General features: G+C 38.6%; 12 protein-coding genes. 6 read left to right on the top strand and 6 right to left on the bottom strand.

Annotated elements, in window-relative coordinates:
• Positions 1–3 precede the first annotated feature (3 nt).
• From H9565_RS10325 to H9565_RS10315, 3 genes are all read right to left on the bottom strand, one after another.
• Positions 4–1,851 (bottom strand): cytochrome-c peroxidase, encoded by a 1,848-nt coding sequence (locus tag H9565_RS10325; RefSeq protein WP_215439292.1) that lies wholly within the window; start codon positions 1,849–1,851, stop codon positions 4–6.
• Positions 1,852–1,938: 87 nt separating this feature from the next.
• Positions 1,939–3,477 (bottom strand): hypothetical protein, encoded by a 1,539-nt coding sequence (locus tag H9565_RS10320; protein ID WP_215439289.1) that lies wholly within the window; start codon positions 3,475–3,477, stop codon positions 1,939–1,941.
• Between the two features lie 268 nt (positions 3,478–3,745).
• Positions 3,746–4,885, bottom strand: a complete 1,140-nt coding sequence (locus H9565_RS10315) for a Gfo/Idh/MocA family protein (protein WP_215439288.1) — start codon at positions 4,883–4,885, stop codon at positions 3,746–3,748.
• A 147-nt stretch (positions 4,886–5,032) separates the two neighbouring features.
• Here H9565_RS10315 and H9565_RS10310 point away from each other — a divergent pair, with 147 nt between their 5' ends.
• From H9565_RS10310 to H9565_RS10285, 6 genes are all read left to right on the top strand, one after another.
• On the top strand, positions 5,033–5,317 hold the full coding sequence (locus tag H9565_RS10310; protein ID WP_215439286.1) for a hypothetical protein: 285 nt from the start codon (positions 5,033–5,035) through the stop codon (positions 5,315–5,317).
• Between the two features lie 96 nt (positions 5,318–5,413).
• Positions 5,414–5,863: a hypothetical protein gene (locus tag H9565_RS10305; RefSeq protein ID WP_215439284.1), complete on the top strand. Its 450-nt coding sequence runs from the start codon at positions 5,414–5,416 to the stop codon at positions 5,861–5,863.
• 13 nt (positions 5,864–5,876) lie between these two features.
• Positions 5,877–6,563, top strand: a complete 687-nt coding sequence (locus H9565_RS10300; RefSeq protein ID WP_215439282.1) for an SGNH/GDSL hydrolase family protein — start codon at positions 5,877–5,879, stop codon at positions 6,561–6,563.
• 106 nt (positions 6,564–6,669) lie between these two features.
• Positions 6,670–8,373 carry a phytoene desaturase family protein gene (locus tag H9565_RS10295; RefSeq protein ID WP_215439280.1) on the top strand — a complete coding sequence of 568 codons (1,704 nt, stop codon included), beginning with the start codon at positions 6,670–6,672 and terminating at the stop codon, positions 8,371–8,373.
• 112 nt (positions 8,374–8,485) lie between these two features.
• Positions 8,486–11,788, top strand: coding sequence for a DUF5107 domain-containing protein (locus H9565_RS10290; RefSeq protein WP_215439278.1), 3,303 nt, complete (start codon positions 8,486–8,488; stop codon positions 11,786–11,788).
• Between the two features lies 1 nt (position 11,789).
• Complete coding sequence (locus H9565_RS10285) at positions 11,790–12,578, top strand: carbohydrate-binding family 9-like protein (RefSeq protein WP_215439276.1); 789 nt, start codon at positions 11,790–11,792, stop codon at positions 12,576–12,578.
• 7 nt (positions 12,579–12,585) lie between these two features.
• On the opposite strand, the gene H9565_RS10280 is transcribed toward H9565_RS10285, so the two are convergent.
• The 3 genes from H9565_RS10280 to H9565_RS10270 all read right to left on the bottom strand — a co-directional run bounded on the left by H9565_RS10280 (position 12,586) and on the right by H9565_RS10270 (position 17,079).
• Positions 12,586–13,746: a mandelate racemase/muconate lactonizing enzyme family protein gene (locus H9565_RS10280; protein ID WP_215439274.1), complete on the bottom strand. Its 1,161-nt coding sequence runs from the start codon at positions 13,744–13,746 to the stop codon at positions 12,586–12,588.
• Positions 13,747–13,773: 27 nt separating this feature from the next.
• Positions 13,774–15,078, bottom strand: coding sequence for an MFS transporter (locus H9565_RS10275; RefSeq protein WP_215439272.1), 1,305 nt, complete (start codon positions 15,076–15,078; stop codon positions 13,774–13,776).
• Between the two features lie 249 nt (positions 15,079–15,327).
• Positions 15,328–17,079 carry a RagB/SusD family nutrient uptake outer membrane protein gene (locus tag H9565_RS10270; protein WP_215439270.1) on the bottom strand — a complete coding sequence of 584 codons (1,752 nt, stop codon included), beginning with the start codon at positions 17,077–17,079 and terminating at the stop codon, positions 15,328–15,330.
• Between the last annotated feature and the right edge of the window lie 5 nt (positions 17,080–17,084).

Raw genomic sequence — 17,084 nt, 5'->3', positions numbered from 1 at the left:
GAATTAGGGCTCGGCAACAACCAATTGGGCCGTTTTTTCATCATCTACGTTTGTATCGGACATGGTCTTTAAGAATGCTATAATGGCCTTTTGTTCTTCTTGGGTGAGTTTCAATTCATCAAAAGGTAAGGTCTGGTGTTCCAAATCAAAGCCCATTCCGCCACCACCGCCTTTGTTGTAGAAATCCATAACCTCTTCCAGCGTATTGTACACCCCATTGTGCATGTAGGGTGCCGTAAATTCCGAATTACGTACGGTAGGAGTTTTGAACATTCCCAAATGCTCAGGTTTATTATAACGCCAGTAAAAACCAAGGTCGTCATCCAAAATTTTGTTTTCGGCCGTTTCCGGAACTCCTATGACCTCTTTTTCGGTCTCTGCATAAAATGGTGGCACTGTTCCATTTGTTAGCGGCATGAAGTGACATGTAGCGCATAACGCCTTGCCCATAAAAAGATTCATACCCAATTTTTCTTGGGAAGTAAACGAATCTTCTTCGGCTCTCATATTCTTATCGAACTTAGAATCAAATCCGTTTAAAGTAGATATATAAGATGAAATAGCTTTAATGATATCTGTGTTCCTATTGGAAATTCTTCCAAAAGCCTCCTCAAATAAAACGTGATAAGTAGTATCCTTTAATATGTCCGTAGAGAATTCATGCACACCTGTATTAAATTCCTGTTCATTATTGAATACGGATGAAATTTGATCCAAAATATTCTCTGCACGGCCATCCCAAAAGAAGCTTTTTTGAAACGCAACATTTATTAATGTAGGTGCATTACGCTGTAAAGGGCTTCCATTGTTACCCGTATTCACAGGTATACCATCCGTATAGGCTTTTTCCGGCATGTGACAAGTTACACAGGCCATTTTACCCGTTTGCGACAAATTAGGGTCAAAAAACAGTTTTTCGCCCAAAGCAATTTGTTTTTCGGATGGATTTCTATTTATAGGTGGCGTAAAATAGGTTAGGTTAAACGCATCCTTTTCAAAAAAAGTAGGCGCATCAAAATTAAAGGGTTTGTTATCTACACCGTTCCAAAGTCCGCTTTCCTTTCTTATGCTGACCCAATTTCTCGTAATAGGATTCATATAATCCCGTATAAATGTGTAACGGTCAAAAGTGTTGAAATCGTTGTTTTTTTGAAGAAAACTGACCGTTTTTGCTATATTTTGATGAAATTCAGTATCTAAATCACTATTTTTTACCTGTATGATATCACGCAATGTATAATCATACACCTCTTCCAACCCTCGCAACGAGACCTCACTTTCCGAAAGTCCCAAACCGCTTACCGGTGTATCAAAACCTGAAATACCTAAACTAATGATTCGTAAAAGTTGTTGATGAGTGGCTATAAAAAAACGCTCGGCACTTAAATCCCGTTCGGTAACATTTTTCAATAAATTGACCATTAAACCTTTGGTCAGAACCGTTTCTTTTTTAAAAACGGCGGGTGATTCACCGCCTTCATAAATAGACTCTTCTATTTTCTGTAATCCTATAGGGTTCAATATACGTTCCGTATCTTCTGCAAAAACGGGTAAAGCGGGCCCATTGGCACGGTGCCCAACTTCTGGGTTTAAATATGATGCATAGGGTTCTGCTTTTTTAAAGGCAACACGGAGCTCTTTGAAGATTTTTTTGGCCTCGTCGCTTTCTGCATCCATTGTACTCAAGGTATCAATCAAATATACCGCCTTGGTCATATTTTTTATATAGAACTCTTGTGCATAACTCCAGTCCGTAGTTTTGACATGGTCAACTTTTGCTAGTTCTTCATTTTTATTTTTACAGGAAAGAATACAAAATATCGATAAAAAAAAGAGGAGAAATTTATTCATAACAGAAGTAAGTTGAAACAAAAATTATAAAATAGGGAAAGACCCCCATCAATAGATAGAGGTCTTTCACCATAAAATAGTAAGGTCTTATCTAGGCAAACCTTTTAAGATAATGATTTGACCACCTTGGTTATCTTCTCTAGCACCTGCTGCAATTGCATCAGGGTTTTCAGATTCCATATCGTGACCATCTTTGCTCTTGTAATCATCATTCTGCCAGTAGTGTGGCTGAAGGTTCAACAAGAAAGTATCATCAACACCAACCTTGTCAGAGATATCTACCAATGCACCAAATTCTCCACTGAAACCAGTGCTTCCTGATGGATCAAGATCATTTCTGATCAATAATTCCAAAACTGTTTTTGCATTGTTTCCGTTTAAATCCGTTTGATAAATAGCGGCCGAGTGGTTTCTATCGAAAGAGTTAGGATCTTCTTGAAGGTATACAAAGTTCTCCGTAACCGTAATGTTATCAGGACTCTGAAGCTCAGGAAGGTTACCATCCATGTTATTCGTATCTGTATTACCACTAATAATCTGAGTGATTTTTCCAGTCAATGGAGATTCTTCATCCAGCTCCAATTTGTAAGCTGTACCCCAATCGTTGTAAGTACCTCTTCCTGGACCTCTTCCTGTTACGGCAACGAAAACATTTCTTGCATTGTCAACAGAACCCTTTTGGTAATCAACATCTTCAACACGCATAAAAGCAGAAGCACCTACAGCAACACAAGCATCTTCCATTTCATTTTTTGTCATAGCCGCACCGTTTTCGATTTCAACGAATTCGAAAGCATATGTTTCTTGAAAAGCCAACTGACCTTCGTTATAGATAACACCTTCTTCAACAGCCATTGGCGCAATCGGGTTACCGTCTGCATCTGTAGAACCAGAAGCAACTTCTTTTAATTTAAGAACGTAAATTTTACCATTGGTTAAATCGGCATCCCCATTTTCAGAGTAATAAAGAGTAATCTGACCTTCCGAACCGCTAGAGTCATCATCACCTCCTATAATTACCGTTTTACCTTTATACGTATCTCTTGGTAAAGGAACAGCGTTTTCCCATGAGAACTCACCTAAAGCATCTAAACCAAAATCCGCAGTTGGCGTAGGTACGGCAACATGAGGGTCTATACCTTTAACATCATAGTGAAAGCTTTCTGAAGCAGAAAGAAAAATATCTTTTGCACCACCGTGAATGGCAGCTTCCCACATAGTACCAGAACACTGACGAGCGAAATCTGCAACCCCTGAGTTCAATAACCACTCACCGCCTGTAGGGTTTAAGTTTTTATCTAAATGGATACGACTAACCGCATAATCATCTTCAGCATTTACAATATACATGTAACCGTTACCTTCTTTTAAGAAACCGGCTCCATCTTGAGCACCTACCAATTGAAAACCGTCCTCTAAAATATCAGTAGAACTGATTAAAGAATAAGGTTTTACAAAGTTAAAGTTTGAATTCATTACTACTAAAGGCTCAAGATTCGATTTGTTCTCGAACATTGTTCCTTCATCTTCTTTTGGACCACCATGCCCAACATGTTCTTCTAATTTTTCACAGGAAGTAGTAGCTACCAAACCTGCTAGTAATAACAATTTAGATACTGTTTTCATTTTGTTCTTTTGGTTATTAGTTATACTAATTTTGAACAAAAATATCTTAGCAAATCCCAAATATTGTTAACTGACCGTGGTCATACTTTAAACTAAAGTTCAAGTTTGTGTTAAATCGTTAGCTTAACGTTACCATTTATTTTGATTCTAAATAGCAGCTGATTTTGGCATGAAAAACGGATTTATAATATGCCACATGGAATTATAAAATAAAAAAAAGGATGGCTTTTACACCATCCTAGTTATCATTATTAAGTTCTGTAATAACCTACTCGCGAACGATACCCATATCACCTAAATCCAAAGGAATCTTTTTTCCTCCTTCTTTAATTGATTTGTAAATGGCTTCTACAATAATCATATCTCGTTTGCCCATTTCACCAGGTGCATAGTTTGTAGTCCCCAGCATAATATGTTTTGCAAAATCGTCCATCTGAACTTTTTGCTGACTCTGGTGCGGGAATTTTATTTCCTTTCCGTCTGATGTGCGTCCGCTCAGCGGCCCATAATTATGGCAAGGATTAAGTTCTGCCCAACCTTTTTCAAAAGACACAAAAAGCCGGTTGGCATTGGCGTTATGTGAAGTAAATAAGTTACCCACAACCCCATCAGGGAATTCCATCTGTGCGGTAATGCTCTCATCTGTATCCTCAAAGTACTCCGGTCTAGAACTAAACTCCTGTGCAGCAACGGATATTGGGTTTTGACCCGTACCGTATATGTTACTCTGTATGCTGTACACACCCATATTCATTAATGCCCCACCACCGGAAAGCGCATGGTTCAATCGCCATTGGTCAGGATTTCCCCTAGAAATATATCCCGCATCGGAAGAAACGTAGCGTACGCTACCAAAAGGTTTTTGCTTTACCAGTCGTTTAATTTCGTTGGTATAAGGGTCAGATTGCATACGGTAACCAACAGATAATTTTACTCCAGCCTCATTGCACGCATCAATAATAGCATCACATTCCTTTACGCTTATGGCCATTGGTTTTTCACAAATAACATGCTTTCCTGCCTTTGCTGCACGAATACAGAACTCCGCGTGCATACTGTTGGGTAGAACTACATAGACTATATCAATATCCTTATTCTTGGCAATAGAATCAAAATTATCATAGTTGTACACATTCTTTTTAGGTATGCCGTACTTCTCCATCCACACCTTTTCCTTTGCCGGAGTTCCGGTCACGATTCCCGCTAGATAACAATTCTCGGCATCCTGTAACCCTGGAGCTAATTGTCCGCTACTGTAACTGCCCAAGCCTACTAAAGCTATACCCAGTTTTTTCTTTTCCTTTCCCGAAGAAAAACCATAACCTAATCCAACACTGCTCAAAACAGCTGTTCCTGCGATACCTTTTGATAGTTTAGAATTAAAACTTCTTCTTGATATTTTTTTCATTTTATGTCCCTTTTAAATTTCCCCTCCTAAAATACAGATAATATTGGTTTCTAAAGTGAAGCATCTCAAATTCAAAATAGAAAATAAATTCTTTCCAATACCCGTAACATCTTGAAAGAATTAACTACCTATACATAAAAATAACATATGGCAGGTGAAGGTTTTATGGCACATGCAATTACGAGTTTAAGAACCAACAGGTCACTTTTAAAGAAGCGTAATTTTAAGGACTTAAAGGAGCTTTGTCAAAATGGAACGAGTAAAACGGAAGTTGAATTCAAAAAACTAAGTGCCCCAGAATGGGCAATTCTGAAACAGAAAATTAGAATGCAGCATAAAAACAACTTGCGCATTGAAACCATGATTTACATTTTATCAATAGTCCTGACCTTTATAATTCTATTCTATATCTATTGGTTTTTTTTTATATAGCCCTTACTCAATTAATTTTTATATTTCCAGTTGAAAGGCTACCTTTATAAGCCTTCTTAACTTAGAAATTTAATGTCTGCCAAACCTTCCTCATATTTGAAAACGTTATCTATAATTCATTTGGCACTTGTTGGTGGCATTATCGCCTTTGGGACATTTAAATACCTAAACAACGGTACTTTTATAGCCAATGCAGACCCTAATGACGTCTTTATCTATGTCGTACCCATTGTAGGTGCATTTGGTTATTTCATGAGTCAGTTTATGTTCAAAAAACAATTGCAAGCCATAAAAAAAACGGATAGCCTTCTTTTAAAAATGCAAAAATATCAAGCGGCTACCATCGTAAAATTCGCTCTTATAGAAGGTCCTGCCTTTTTGGCCATAATTGCTTACGGGTTTAACGGTAATGCACTATTCTTGGTCATTGCTATATTTTTAGTGGTCTACCTCTTCATGCAAAAACCTTCCCAAAGAAAGTTCCTAGAAGAAGTTCCGCTTACACTAGAGGACAAAAAGGAATTCAACAACCAACCAAACAGATAACTCAACAAACACAATGAAACTAAAACCAACGCTACTTGCTTTATTAATGGGACTAGGAATAATCAACGGAATAAAAGGACAGGATTGGCCAAATTTAAGTGAATTTCAAGACGCCAATGCAAAACTGGCTAAACCGGCTGCCAATGAAAACCGAGTTGTTTTTATGGGAAACTCCATAACCATAGGATGGATAAATTCTCGTCCGGAGTTTTTTGCCAACAAACCTTATGTTAACAGAGGTATTAGTGGCCAGACCACACCACAAATGCTTGTTCGTTTCAGACAAGATGTGGTAGACCTTGAACCTAGGGTCATGGTTCTTTTAGCCGGCACTAACGATATTGCAGGAAATACAGGGCCATCTACTTTAGAAATGATTATGAACAACATAAAATCTATGGCAGATATAGCCGAGGCCAACAACATAAAAGTAGTGCTCTCCTCTACACTTCCCGCTTTTGACTACCCTTGGAAGCCCGGCATGGAACCGGCTCAGAAAATAGTTGAGCTGAATAAAATGATCAAGGCATACGCCGAGAAAAAAGGCCATATTTATTTGGACTATTTTTCTGCATTAGCAGACGAAAGAAATGGTTTGCCAAAGAAATATGCCAAGGACGGCGTTCATCCAACGGTTGAAGGTTACAAAATCATGGAGCCATTGGTAGAAGAAGCTATTGCCCAAGCTTTGAATAATTAAAATAAACTTATTTGCTGCGGAACATGTGCTGAACACAAAAAAATAGCTGTTTATACATATCTTCGGTCGTGATTCTATTTTTGAATCCTACACTTTAAACCTGCAAATGCAAGAAACAGTACAAAATTCCGATTCATCCAATACATATGATTCTATAATAATTGGGTCTGGAGCAGGTGGTTTGGCCACAGCTATTTGCTTGGCCAGGGCAGGTAAGAAAGTTGTAGTACTGGAGCAACACGACGTACCTGGTGGCTGGTGCCACAGTTTTTACCTGAACGGACATAGATTTACACCTGGAGTGCATTATGTGGGTTTAATGGCCAAAGGAGAAGCAACCAATGACCTATACCGAGGTTTAGGTATTGCCAACGATTTGGTCTTTTTTAGAATGAATCCGGATGCTTATGAACATGTACGAATAGGCAAAGAACGTTTTGATTTTCCCGCTAATCTTGATTTACTTATCGAACGGTTATCATCAAGGTTTCCCGAAGAAAAAAAGCAAATTCACAAATACCTTCACCTTACCCGAAAAGTAAGTGAAGAACTGTATTCCCTCCCCTACTTTAAGGGGTTTTGGCAAAAACTAACCATACCGTTCAAAACCAAACATTTTGGCAAATATGGGATGTTCAGCGTAAGGAAAGTTATAGGTTGGCATATAAAAAATCCGCTTTTAAAAAACATATTGAATATACAATGTGGTGATCACGGCGTGCAACCCAAAAAAGTTCCCTTTGTACTGCACAGTGCTTTAATGTACCATTACTTTCAAGGTGGGTATTACCCCATGGGCGGTGGTGGGGCCCTAATTAAAGCAATGACCAATACGTTAAAAAAACACGGTGGTGAACTTCGCACCAGTACTGCGGTTACCAAAATAGTATTAGAAGGAAATCAACAAAAAAAAGCAGTTGGGGTCGTTCTGGAAAATGGACAACAGCTTTATGCCAATACCATCGTATCCAATGCCGATGTGGGCATAACATATAATGATTTAGTGGGAAAAGAAAATTTAAGTGCTAAATTTCAAAAGAAGCTCGCTAACACCAAATACTCAAGCACTTCTTTAATGTTGTTCTTGATCGTTGATATGGATTTGCGCAAGGCAGGATTGGATTCCGGAAACATCTGGATGATGCCCAATAAGGACACGGATGATTTTTACGATAGTATGTTAGCATCGGACATTTCAAAAGGAGATGCTTTTGAAGGAATGTTCATTAGTTGTACTACTTTAAAAGATCCATCTAGCTTTGACGGAAAACACCATAGTATTGAGGCTATCACCCTAGTTGATTACAAGGCCTTTGAGATGTTTAAGAACGAAAACCAGGAGCGCTCCCAAGAATACTTGGATTTTAAGGAACTATTGATGCAAAAAATGATAAACGGTCTGGAAAAAGCCATTCCGGGAATTAGCAAGCATATTATCCAGAAAGACTTAGGTACGCCTTTGACCAATAAGTTCTACGTAAACACCACGGACGGTAATATCTATGGTACTGAAAAAAGTTTAAAGCATATTGGTCCGTTTGCCTATAAAGCAAAAAGCGAAATTAAGAACCTCTATTTGTGTGGGGCCAGTATTCTTTCTCATGGCGTGGCAGGAGTTTCCCATTCAGGTGTAGATACCGCAGCCCAAATTCTGGAATGTGATCCGGATGAGCTTAAAAAACCACAGGAAGACCAACATATTAGAATCTACGATGCTGAAGATTCCACAGATTACCCTGAGTGGATGTTGAAAAAAATAGCGGTCAAAACTGCTCGGGCCAAAAACAAAAGCGAAGAAATTAATACATAAAATATATACTAGGTCGTTTTTGTCAATTTATTGTACTCGGCAGACCATTTGTTCTATCATATTTTAATAATACTTCTTAATTTTAAGAAGAACATTATTATACAGACAAATTATGCCAAACCAAAATCATTTTTATTCAGTCTTACTGTTATTTTTTTCCATTTATCAACTCCAGGCACAAGTAAAAGTTTACGAGGGCCAAGAAACAATTCCCACCTATAAAATTGGCACGGACGAGGTCAGTCCCATTTTTTATACGGGTAGAGGTGTACAAGGTGCCCAGGGTAAAGTCTACCCATACGCCTCACAAACCAAATTGGGCGATTCCTTGGTTGATGTTACCTACGACATGGTATACCTAGAAAACGAATATATACGTGTAAAGGTGTTACCCGCATTTGGTGGTCGACTTTTTTCGGCAATTGATAAGACCAACGGTCACGAATTGTTCCATACCAACAGTGTGATTAAGCCTGATTTGATTGGCACCTTGGGTGCTTGGGTTTCAGGAGGAATTGAATGGTGTTTTCCCCATCATCACCGTACAACTACTATGCTCCCCAGCGATTATAGAATGATAAATAATGAAGACGGGAGTGCCACAGTTTGGATTGGAGAAACCGAAAAAACTAGGGATATGCGTGGCGTTGTAGGTATGACCCTAAAGCCTGGCCGTTCATACATAGAGGTTGATTATCGCATTAACAACACTAGTGATGTAACTACGACCTTTCTATTTTGGGCCAACGTTGCCATTACGGCAAACGACGATTTTAGAACGTTTTGGCCTCCTAGTCAAGAAATTGGAGTATTCCACAATAATAGCAGTTTTATAAAATGGCCTTTATCTAACAAAACCGATGATTATGGGCGTACTAGTTACGAAGAAGGCGTAGACCTTACTTGGTGGAAAAACCATCCTAATCCCGTTTCATTTTTCATGTGGGATATAAAAGAAGGATTTATAGGTGGATATGATTACGGACAAAAAGCAGGAACGGTTCATGTTGGTGACCCATTTGAGAACAATGCCTCTAAACTATGGCAATTTGGACCAGGGTTACAAGGACAAAATGCAAGAAGAAAATTAACTGATGATGGAAAGGCATATGTAGAATTAATGACAGGGACCTTTTCCAATAATCAACCAGATTATAATTGGATACTTCCCCATTCCGTTAAAGACGCAAAAAACTACTGGTACCCTGTACGTGATTTAGAAGTGGTCAAAAATTCAAATACAGATGCTTCCGTCACCCTTCAAATGCGAAATGCAAAAACGGTCTTTTATGGCTTTAACACAACAAAAGATTTTAAAGGAGCAAAAATTATTCTAAAGAACGGTGCAAACGTTTTAGAAGAAAAAACAATAGATATTGACCCTGCCCATCCGTTTACAAGTACATATAAAAACAGAAAACCTTTAGATGAATATCAACTTACCGTTACCATCCAAGATGTAAATGGCAGTGAGCTTATATCCTATTCCCCATACAAACCAACCGAACCACAGCTTCCTGAAATTCAAGAAAAAGTAAAAAAACCAGAAGAACTAAAAACAGTTGAAGACCTTTATTTAACCGGCCGTTTCGTGGAACAATTTAGAAGGCCCGGTATAGAACCAGACGATTATTATTTAGCAGCATTAGAAAAATCGCCTACGGATTATCGCACCAATATTGCCTTGGGCATTCGCCGAATAACACAAACAAAATATGAAGAAGCGCTAGAATATTTACAAACAGCTGCGGATAAATTAAAGATAAAATACTATCAACCTTTGGAAGGTGAAATATTCTATTATCTGGGAATGGCTCACCAAGCTTTGGGTCATGAAGAAGAAGCCTATTCTAATTTTGCAAGAGCTACCTGGTACTATCAATGGTTCTCTTCAGGTAACTTTAAACTGGCCCAAATAGAGAGTGCAAAGGGCAACTATTCAAAGGCTTTGGAATATGCTCAAGAAGCTTATTCAACAAATAATAGAGACGGAAGAATTGTGGTTTTGAACGCTGCTTTGCTACGTAAACTAAACCGTCAAAATGAAGCCAACATAATATTAGAAAAGCAAATTGCCTATGATCCACTAGATTTTTCTGTGCTGTATGAAATAGAGCTGGGAAAAAGTGGTAGTTCAATGGACTCATGGAAAAAAAACATGCAAAATCCTGAAAATAATTATTTGGAAATTGCTACCAATTACATGAACGCAGGCCTTATTGAAGATGGGCTTGCCTTGTTAACTAGTATAAAAAATGAATCAAACCCTCTTACCGGGTACTACAAGGCTTGGTTCTATGCTGAATCTGGGAATTCCCAGCAAGCTACCAATGCCATTTCAACAGCAAAAAGAGCATCTTTGGATTACGCTTTTCCATATCGTTCGGAAACCGAAACTGTTTTAAACAAGGCATTGGAAATAGATGCCAATAATGCTACTACCTTTTATCTTTTAGGTAACCTTTTGTATGATAAAAGACCTGATGATGCACTAATGTATTGGCAGAAGGCTGGAGCAATAGACACAAGTATTCCTATGGTTTGGCGTAACCTGGCATTTGGGGCTTTCTACCACCAGAAAAATCCATCACAGGCCATAGATTACATGACTAAAGCAATCGCTCTTGATAATTCAAACCCCTTATGGTATTCGGAACTTTCTAAATATTATGATGAATCCGATGCCGATTTCAAGAAAAACCTAGACATTCTAGAGCGTAACCTTTCCATTGCCAAAGAAGATGTGGATGCACCTAAAACCTATGTAGAGCTACTTAACCTTGCCGGTGATTATGATAAAGCAATTGCATTTCTAGACGAGCATCACTTTAGAACTTGGGAAGGCGGCAGGGAAACCTATTGGCACTATGTTGATGCGCACACTTTAAAAGCTAAACAACTCATAGCCGACCAAAAGGCTAAAGAGGCTATTACACACTTAGAACGCGCATTACTTTATCCAGAAAATCTTGAGGTAGGGAAACCCACCCATGATGAGAAGAACGCCATGATTTACTATTATATGGGTGAGGCCTATACTCAGCTAGGCGATACTAAAAAAGCAAAATCCAGTTATCAAAAAAGTGCCGCTGCCCAAAACGGAAGAGGTATGAACAACCTTTTATATTTTCAAGCAAAATCCTTTGAAAAACTAGGAGATTCAGCAAAAGCTACATCTATGTTCCAAAGCTTAATTGAAAAAGGAAGCGCAATGCGTGAAAATGGTACTGGTAATACCCTCATTGCTGTTGAGGAGGCATCGGCAACAAACAACAAATTTATTTCTAACTCCTACTACTTGGAATCTTTGGGCAATGCCGGATTGAACAATACGAGTGAATCAAAAAAGAAATTACAAAAGGCGTTAGACATTTATCCTAATCATCTGTGGGCTAAAGTAATGATGCAAAATTAATATGGAGTATTTTATATCAGCACACCATAAAATCTGGGTATCGGCAATTCTCTCGTTATTATCAACTTGTTTGTTTGCCCAAGAGAAAGCAAAACTTTCCTTGGGAGAACAAGTTATCTACAAGGTATTTAAAACTGGCGAACCCATGACTATTGATGGAAAGCTGAATGAAGAAAGTTGGTCCAAAACAGAAGCCCGAACGTTAGATTATTTTTATAGGGTAGAAAAGCCAACCGACCAACAAAAATCAACCTTTAGAATGCTTTGGGGAGAAGAAAAGTTCTATGTGTTTTTTGAAATGGAAGACCAGTATATAACTGCCAAGGAAACTAAAAGAGATGGACAACCTTACTTTGATGATTGTGCGGAAATATTTTTTATTACCGCACCCGATAGTTTAGATACGCATTTTGGATATGAACTTAATCTCAACAAGGCTGTAAACGACTTCATTTATTTTAATGATTATACAGAAGGAAAAGATGTAGTCTACAAATCTTTTAACCCAGACTTTGAAGTTGAGGTTACTTATAACGGTACTATAAACGATAATTCTGATATTGATAAGGGATGGACCATGGAAATGGCCATCCCTTATTCAAATTTTGGTGAGCTTGGTGAAGTTGTTACGATTAAACCCGGTAATAGATGGGCTTTTCTTGCTATTAGGCAAAACCGTAATGATGCCAAGGGAAACAGGCGGTCTACTTCAACCATTTTCCCTATTTATGATATTTCCAAGAATGTACATCAAGCCAACCGTTTTGGCTTAATGGAATTCGTTGAATAAAAATATGTTACCAGTTGGTAAACGAACCATCTTTGCGTCTTAGTCTTGGAATTTCAATAGGTTTAAAACCTTTTTCCAAAGCTAATTCCTCATTGAACTCCACTCCCAATCCCGGTGTATCCAATACAGGATAAGTTGGTCCATCCAAAATAGGACGTACCGGATAAAATTCCGGAGCATCCGTACCCATATATTGTGCAGGTGTATTCATTTCTTCTAACCAACCAAAGTTAGGGCTAGCGGCCGCCATGTGAATGGTAGCAGCTGTACATATAGGCCCTAATGGGTTATGGGGCATCAAATCAATGTAATGTGCTTCCGCTAAACTCGCTACTTTCATGGCCTCGGTAATTCCACCTACATTACAAATATCAATACGCGCATATTGAGTTAAATTTCGTTCTAAAAATGGTAAAAACTGCCATTTACTTGAAAATTCCTCTCCTATCGTAAAAGGTATATCAACCATTTTCCTAAGATTCTCATAGGCTTCCGGATTTTCATCGCGAATAGGTTCTTCAATATAATCCAACGTTCCCGGTGGCATTCGTTTTATAAATGAATAGGTCTGCGCAGGAGTAAGACGCGTATGGTAATCTATACCAATGGTTACTGCAGAACCGACTTCTCTTCTTAAGTCCGTAAGCCATTCCGCTATAACAGCAATAGATTCTCGTGGTTCAAAAAGTTCCTTATCGCCTTCTGCTTCAAATTCTGCAGGAGCCAAACGCAACATGTTCCAACCCTCTTTTATACATATTTTAGAATACTCAAAAAGCTCTTCGCGTGTTCTAAAACGAACCGAAGCAAAACAGTCTACATGGTCGCGATGTTTCCCTCCCAAGAGCTCGTATACGGGTACGCCCAAAGCTTTTCCCTTTATATCGTACAGTGCAATATCTATAGCTGAAATAGCCGCTGTAAGCACCCTTCCGCCTTCAAAATATTGCCCTCTGTACATTTCTTGCCAAAGTGCACCAATATTGCGTGCATCCTTACCTATCAAGAAACCTTTAAAATGTTCTATTGCACCTATAACCGCCAATTCCCTTCCGGAAAGCCCCGAAGCGCCCCAACCGTAGATTCCTGAATCGGTTTCGACCTTAACGACCAACTGGCTCCCAAAACCTACGTTGATAGGAAAAGTTTTAATAGCTGATATTTTCATAAAATTTGTATTTACTAGTGTTTGAGTTTATTTTGATTTTGGTACGATACGCTCAACCTTACCCACAATAAAGGTGTAAGATATAAAACCAAGCAATGCTATACCACCAATAAAGAATAGTGCTGGACTAAAATCTCCATCCTCTACCAAATACCCAATAACAATGGGAACAACTATTCCTGCAAGTCCGCCTATAAAATTAAAAGCACCACCGGTAAGCCCTATGAGTTTCTTTGGAGCCATGAGTGAAATAAAGACCCATGCTATGCTGGCGAGACCATTTCCAAAAAATGCAATGGCCAAAAATAATATGACAAAAAATGTGCTCTCTGTATAATTGGCCCCTATTATACAAGTAGAGAGCAACATACCAATAATGATGGGAGTCTTTCTTGAAATTTCAACGGAATACCCTTTTTTAATCATAAAATCAGAAGAGAATCCTGAAAGGAGTACTCCAAAAAAGGCCGCCAAAAATGGAATTGACGCCAAAAATCCTGATTTCAGGAAATCTAATCCTCTAAATTCTACCAAGTATGTTGGGAACCAGGTAAGAAAAAATATGGTGGTTGCTCCTAAACAAAATTGACCAATATATAGCCCCCACAACTTTCTGTAGATAAAAGCCTGTTTAAAATCGTGCCAATCAAATTTTTTCTTCTCTTCTTTTTTTACATCGTTCTTACCAATCAGTCCACCACCTTTTTCAATATACTCCAACTCTTTCTGGCTTATGGATTTGTGGTCTTGTGGGTTTCTGTAGAAAAAATACCATATTGCCGCCCATACTAGGCCTATAATACCGGAAATAATAAAGAGTCCTCTCCAACCAAAATAATTTTGGATAGCCACAAGAACGGGTGTTAGGAAAGCAAGCCCCAAGAATTGGCCTGATGTGTACACGGCAATAGCAGATGCCCTTTCATTTTCAGGAAACCATCTGGTAACCACTAAATTATTGATCGGGTAGGAAGGCGCTTCAAATACGCCTATACTGGCGCGCAAGCCTAGTAATGCTGCAAAAGAGCTTACCATACCCTGTATAAGTGTTGCAACGGACCATAAAGCCATTATTGCAGAGTATAAGATTCGTGTAGGGAGTTTATCAGCAACAATACCACCTGGAATCTGAAGACAAGCATAAGTCCAGCCAAAAGCCGAAAAAACATACCCCATTTGCACATTGCTAAGCCCCATATCTTCTTTCATGGCAAAAGCGGCAACCGAAATATTACTTCGATCTAGATAATTTATGACCACCGTAATAAAAATCATGGCTAGTATATTGTAACGTTTTCGTGAAGAATTCTCCTTTTGGTTTAAGTCAATCATGAATTTTGGTTCAATTATTTAGAAATACGAGCGATTAAAAATTAACCTTTCAAAAACTATAACAGGATAATTTTACAGCCCAATCAAAAAAAGTGTCAAGATAACAATTAATATTTCTTGGAATAAAATATTTCTGTTTAAAATAAATTCAATTACAAGAATTTAGTTAGAAAAAAGAAACGGCAGCAGACCTAAAAGTCTGCCACCGTTTTCAAACAACTAACTCAACTAGTTTATTTTTAACCCTTATTAATAAGCTGGGTCTTGCGTTAATACACCAGGCTGTAAATCTATCTGGGTTTGTGGTACAGGCCAGTGATCATCTTGTCCTGCAGTGTAAGTAGAACCTTGTAACCATGGTAGCTTTTCGTTACTTAACTCAGAGTCTAGATATTTATTGATGGTAACATCATCTATTCCCCATCTTACCAAGTCTTGGAAACGCATTCCTTCCAAAGCAAATTCTAGACGCATTTCATGATATATAGCTTTTCTAGCATACTCTTGATTTGGAAATGAAGGGTACAGACCAAGATTGTAATTGGCCGCAGGTTGATCTTCATCAATATCCAATTCAGCATCACTTTCAAAAGTTGTATTGTTTACTTTACCCATTACTAAATCGTCTTGAGCACGTTCACGTATCTCATTTACCAAGTCTCTTGCCCTACCAAGGTCATTTTCTTCCATAGCTACTTCCGCTCTCCACAAAATGATATGACTCAGTCTAAACAAACGCCAGTTATTCCCGTTAAGACCATTTGACCAAATTGGACTAGAAATGGATATAACTCCTTTGTTTCTCTTATAGAACATAATTTTCTTGTTTAAGAAAGGTCCCATCCCTGCTTGATCCAACATCCAATCACTACCGGACATTGGTCCCCAATCCAAGAAAGGAATACCACGCCTACCAATGCTCCAATCTACTCTTGGATCTAAAGAAACATCAGTGGGTGTAAAAGGTTCAGTATCCAACAGTCCGTAATCTTCCAATAAAAGGTCATCTTGAAAATTATCTAACAACGGTAGACCGTCCGCATCTGTTTTAAATGCGTTGAACAAATCAAAACTTGGTGCACTATACGAACAACATGACCCAACTTCACTACCTCTAGGAAACAAAGTTCTGTGGTCCGCTCCACTATTGGCATCGCCTGCACCATCGTTCACCGTATACTGAACTTCAAAAATACTCTCAGCATTATTTTGTTTTTCCTCGTCAAAATTATCATAGTAATGATCCATTAATTGAAAAGGACCGTTATCAATAATATCATCCAAATAAGGTTTTGCTTCGGCAAACTCTTGTTGAAACATATGAACACGTGCCAAAAGCGCTTTGGCGGCCCAACGAGAGGCACGTCCTATTTCAACATCTTCGGCCATACCATTATCTATTCCCCACTTAATATCGGCTTCAATTTTGTCCCATACTTCCTCGTTATTGGTCACTTCACTTGCAACAACATCTTCCGTTATGTATGGAATCTTCTCAATTTTATTACGCAATTGAAAATGGAACCATGCGCGCAACCAACGTGCTTCCGCCTCTAATTGTATGGCATCTGCGGGGTCTACATTCTCTCCCGCTTTTTTAAGAACACGAATAGCATCATTAGCTCTGGCAATGGCATCATAATTTGCCGCCCATAAACCTTCTATCCATGGATTGGCCGCATCTGTCTCATATCTTTCAATAAGGTTAATTGGACTCCACCCCCCAGTTTGATCGCCACGGTGCATATCATCAGATGGTACATCTCCCCAAACCCAGTTGGTTGCAGATGCTTCTCCCTGACCGCCTGCTTCACCAGCAGAATACCCATCTATCCTAGAATAAGCCCCAACGAGCAAAAGGTCTACGCCATCTGCGTTGGTTAATATTTCCTCACTTACAGCTCCTTTTGGTTTTTCTTCAAGAAACTCCTCTCCGCACGACCATGAAAGGGCCGTGACCATAGCGAGCAATCCCGTTTTTATAACTATATTATTTTTCATTTTTT

It is taken from the genome of Zobellia russellii (assembly GCF_018728565.1).
In the GTDB taxonomy this organism is placed as follows: Bacteria; Bacteroidota; Bacteroidia; order Flavobacteriales; family Flavobacteriaceae; genus Zobellia; species Zobellia russellii.
Note: the sequence above shows the minus strand (reverse complement) of the source record. Positions and strands in the feature narration are given on the sequence as shown.

Coding starts and splice junctions, on each gene's coding strand:
- H9565_RS10295 (WP_215439280.1), top strand. CDS start 6,670: ATGCAAGAAACAGTACAAAATTCCGATTCATCCAATACATATGATTCT.
- H9565_RS10325 (WP_215439292.1), bottom strand. CDS start 1,851: ATGAATAAATTTCTCCTCTTTTTTTTATCGATATTTTGTATTCTTTCC.
- H9565_RS10285 (WP_215439276.1), top strand. CDS start 11,790: ATGGAGTATTTTATATCAGCACACCATAAAATCTGGGTATCGGCAATT.
- H9565_RS10280 (WP_215439274.1), bottom strand. CDS start 13,746: ATGAAAATATCAGCTATTAAAACTTTTCCTATCAACGTAGGTTTTGGG.
- H9565_RS10270 (WP_215439270.1), bottom strand. CDS start 17,079: ATGAAAAATAATATAGTTATAAAAACGGGATTGCTCGCTATGGTCACG.
- H9565_RS10290 (WP_215439278.1), top strand. CDS start 8,486: ATGCCAAACCAAAATCATTTTTATTCAGTCTTACTGTTATTTTTTTCC.
- H9565_RS10275 (WP_215439272.1), bottom strand. CDS start 15,078: ATGATTGACTTAAACCAAAAGGAGAATTCTTCACGAAAACGTTACAAT.
- H9565_RS10315 (WP_215439288.1), bottom strand. CDS start 4,885: ATGAAAAAAATATCAAGAAGAAGTTTTAATTCTAAACTATCAAAAGGT.
- H9565_RS10310 (WP_215439286.1), top strand. CDS start 5,033: ATGGCAGGTGAAGGTTTTATGGCACATGCAATTACGAGTTTAAGAACC.
- H9565_RS10300 (WP_215439282.1), top strand. CDS start 5,877: ATGAAACTAAAACCAACGCTACTTGCTTTATTAATGGGACTAGGAATA.
- H9565_RS10320 (WP_215439289.1), bottom strand. CDS start 3,477: ATGAAAACAGTATCTAAATTGTTATTACTAGCAGGTTTGGTAGCTACT.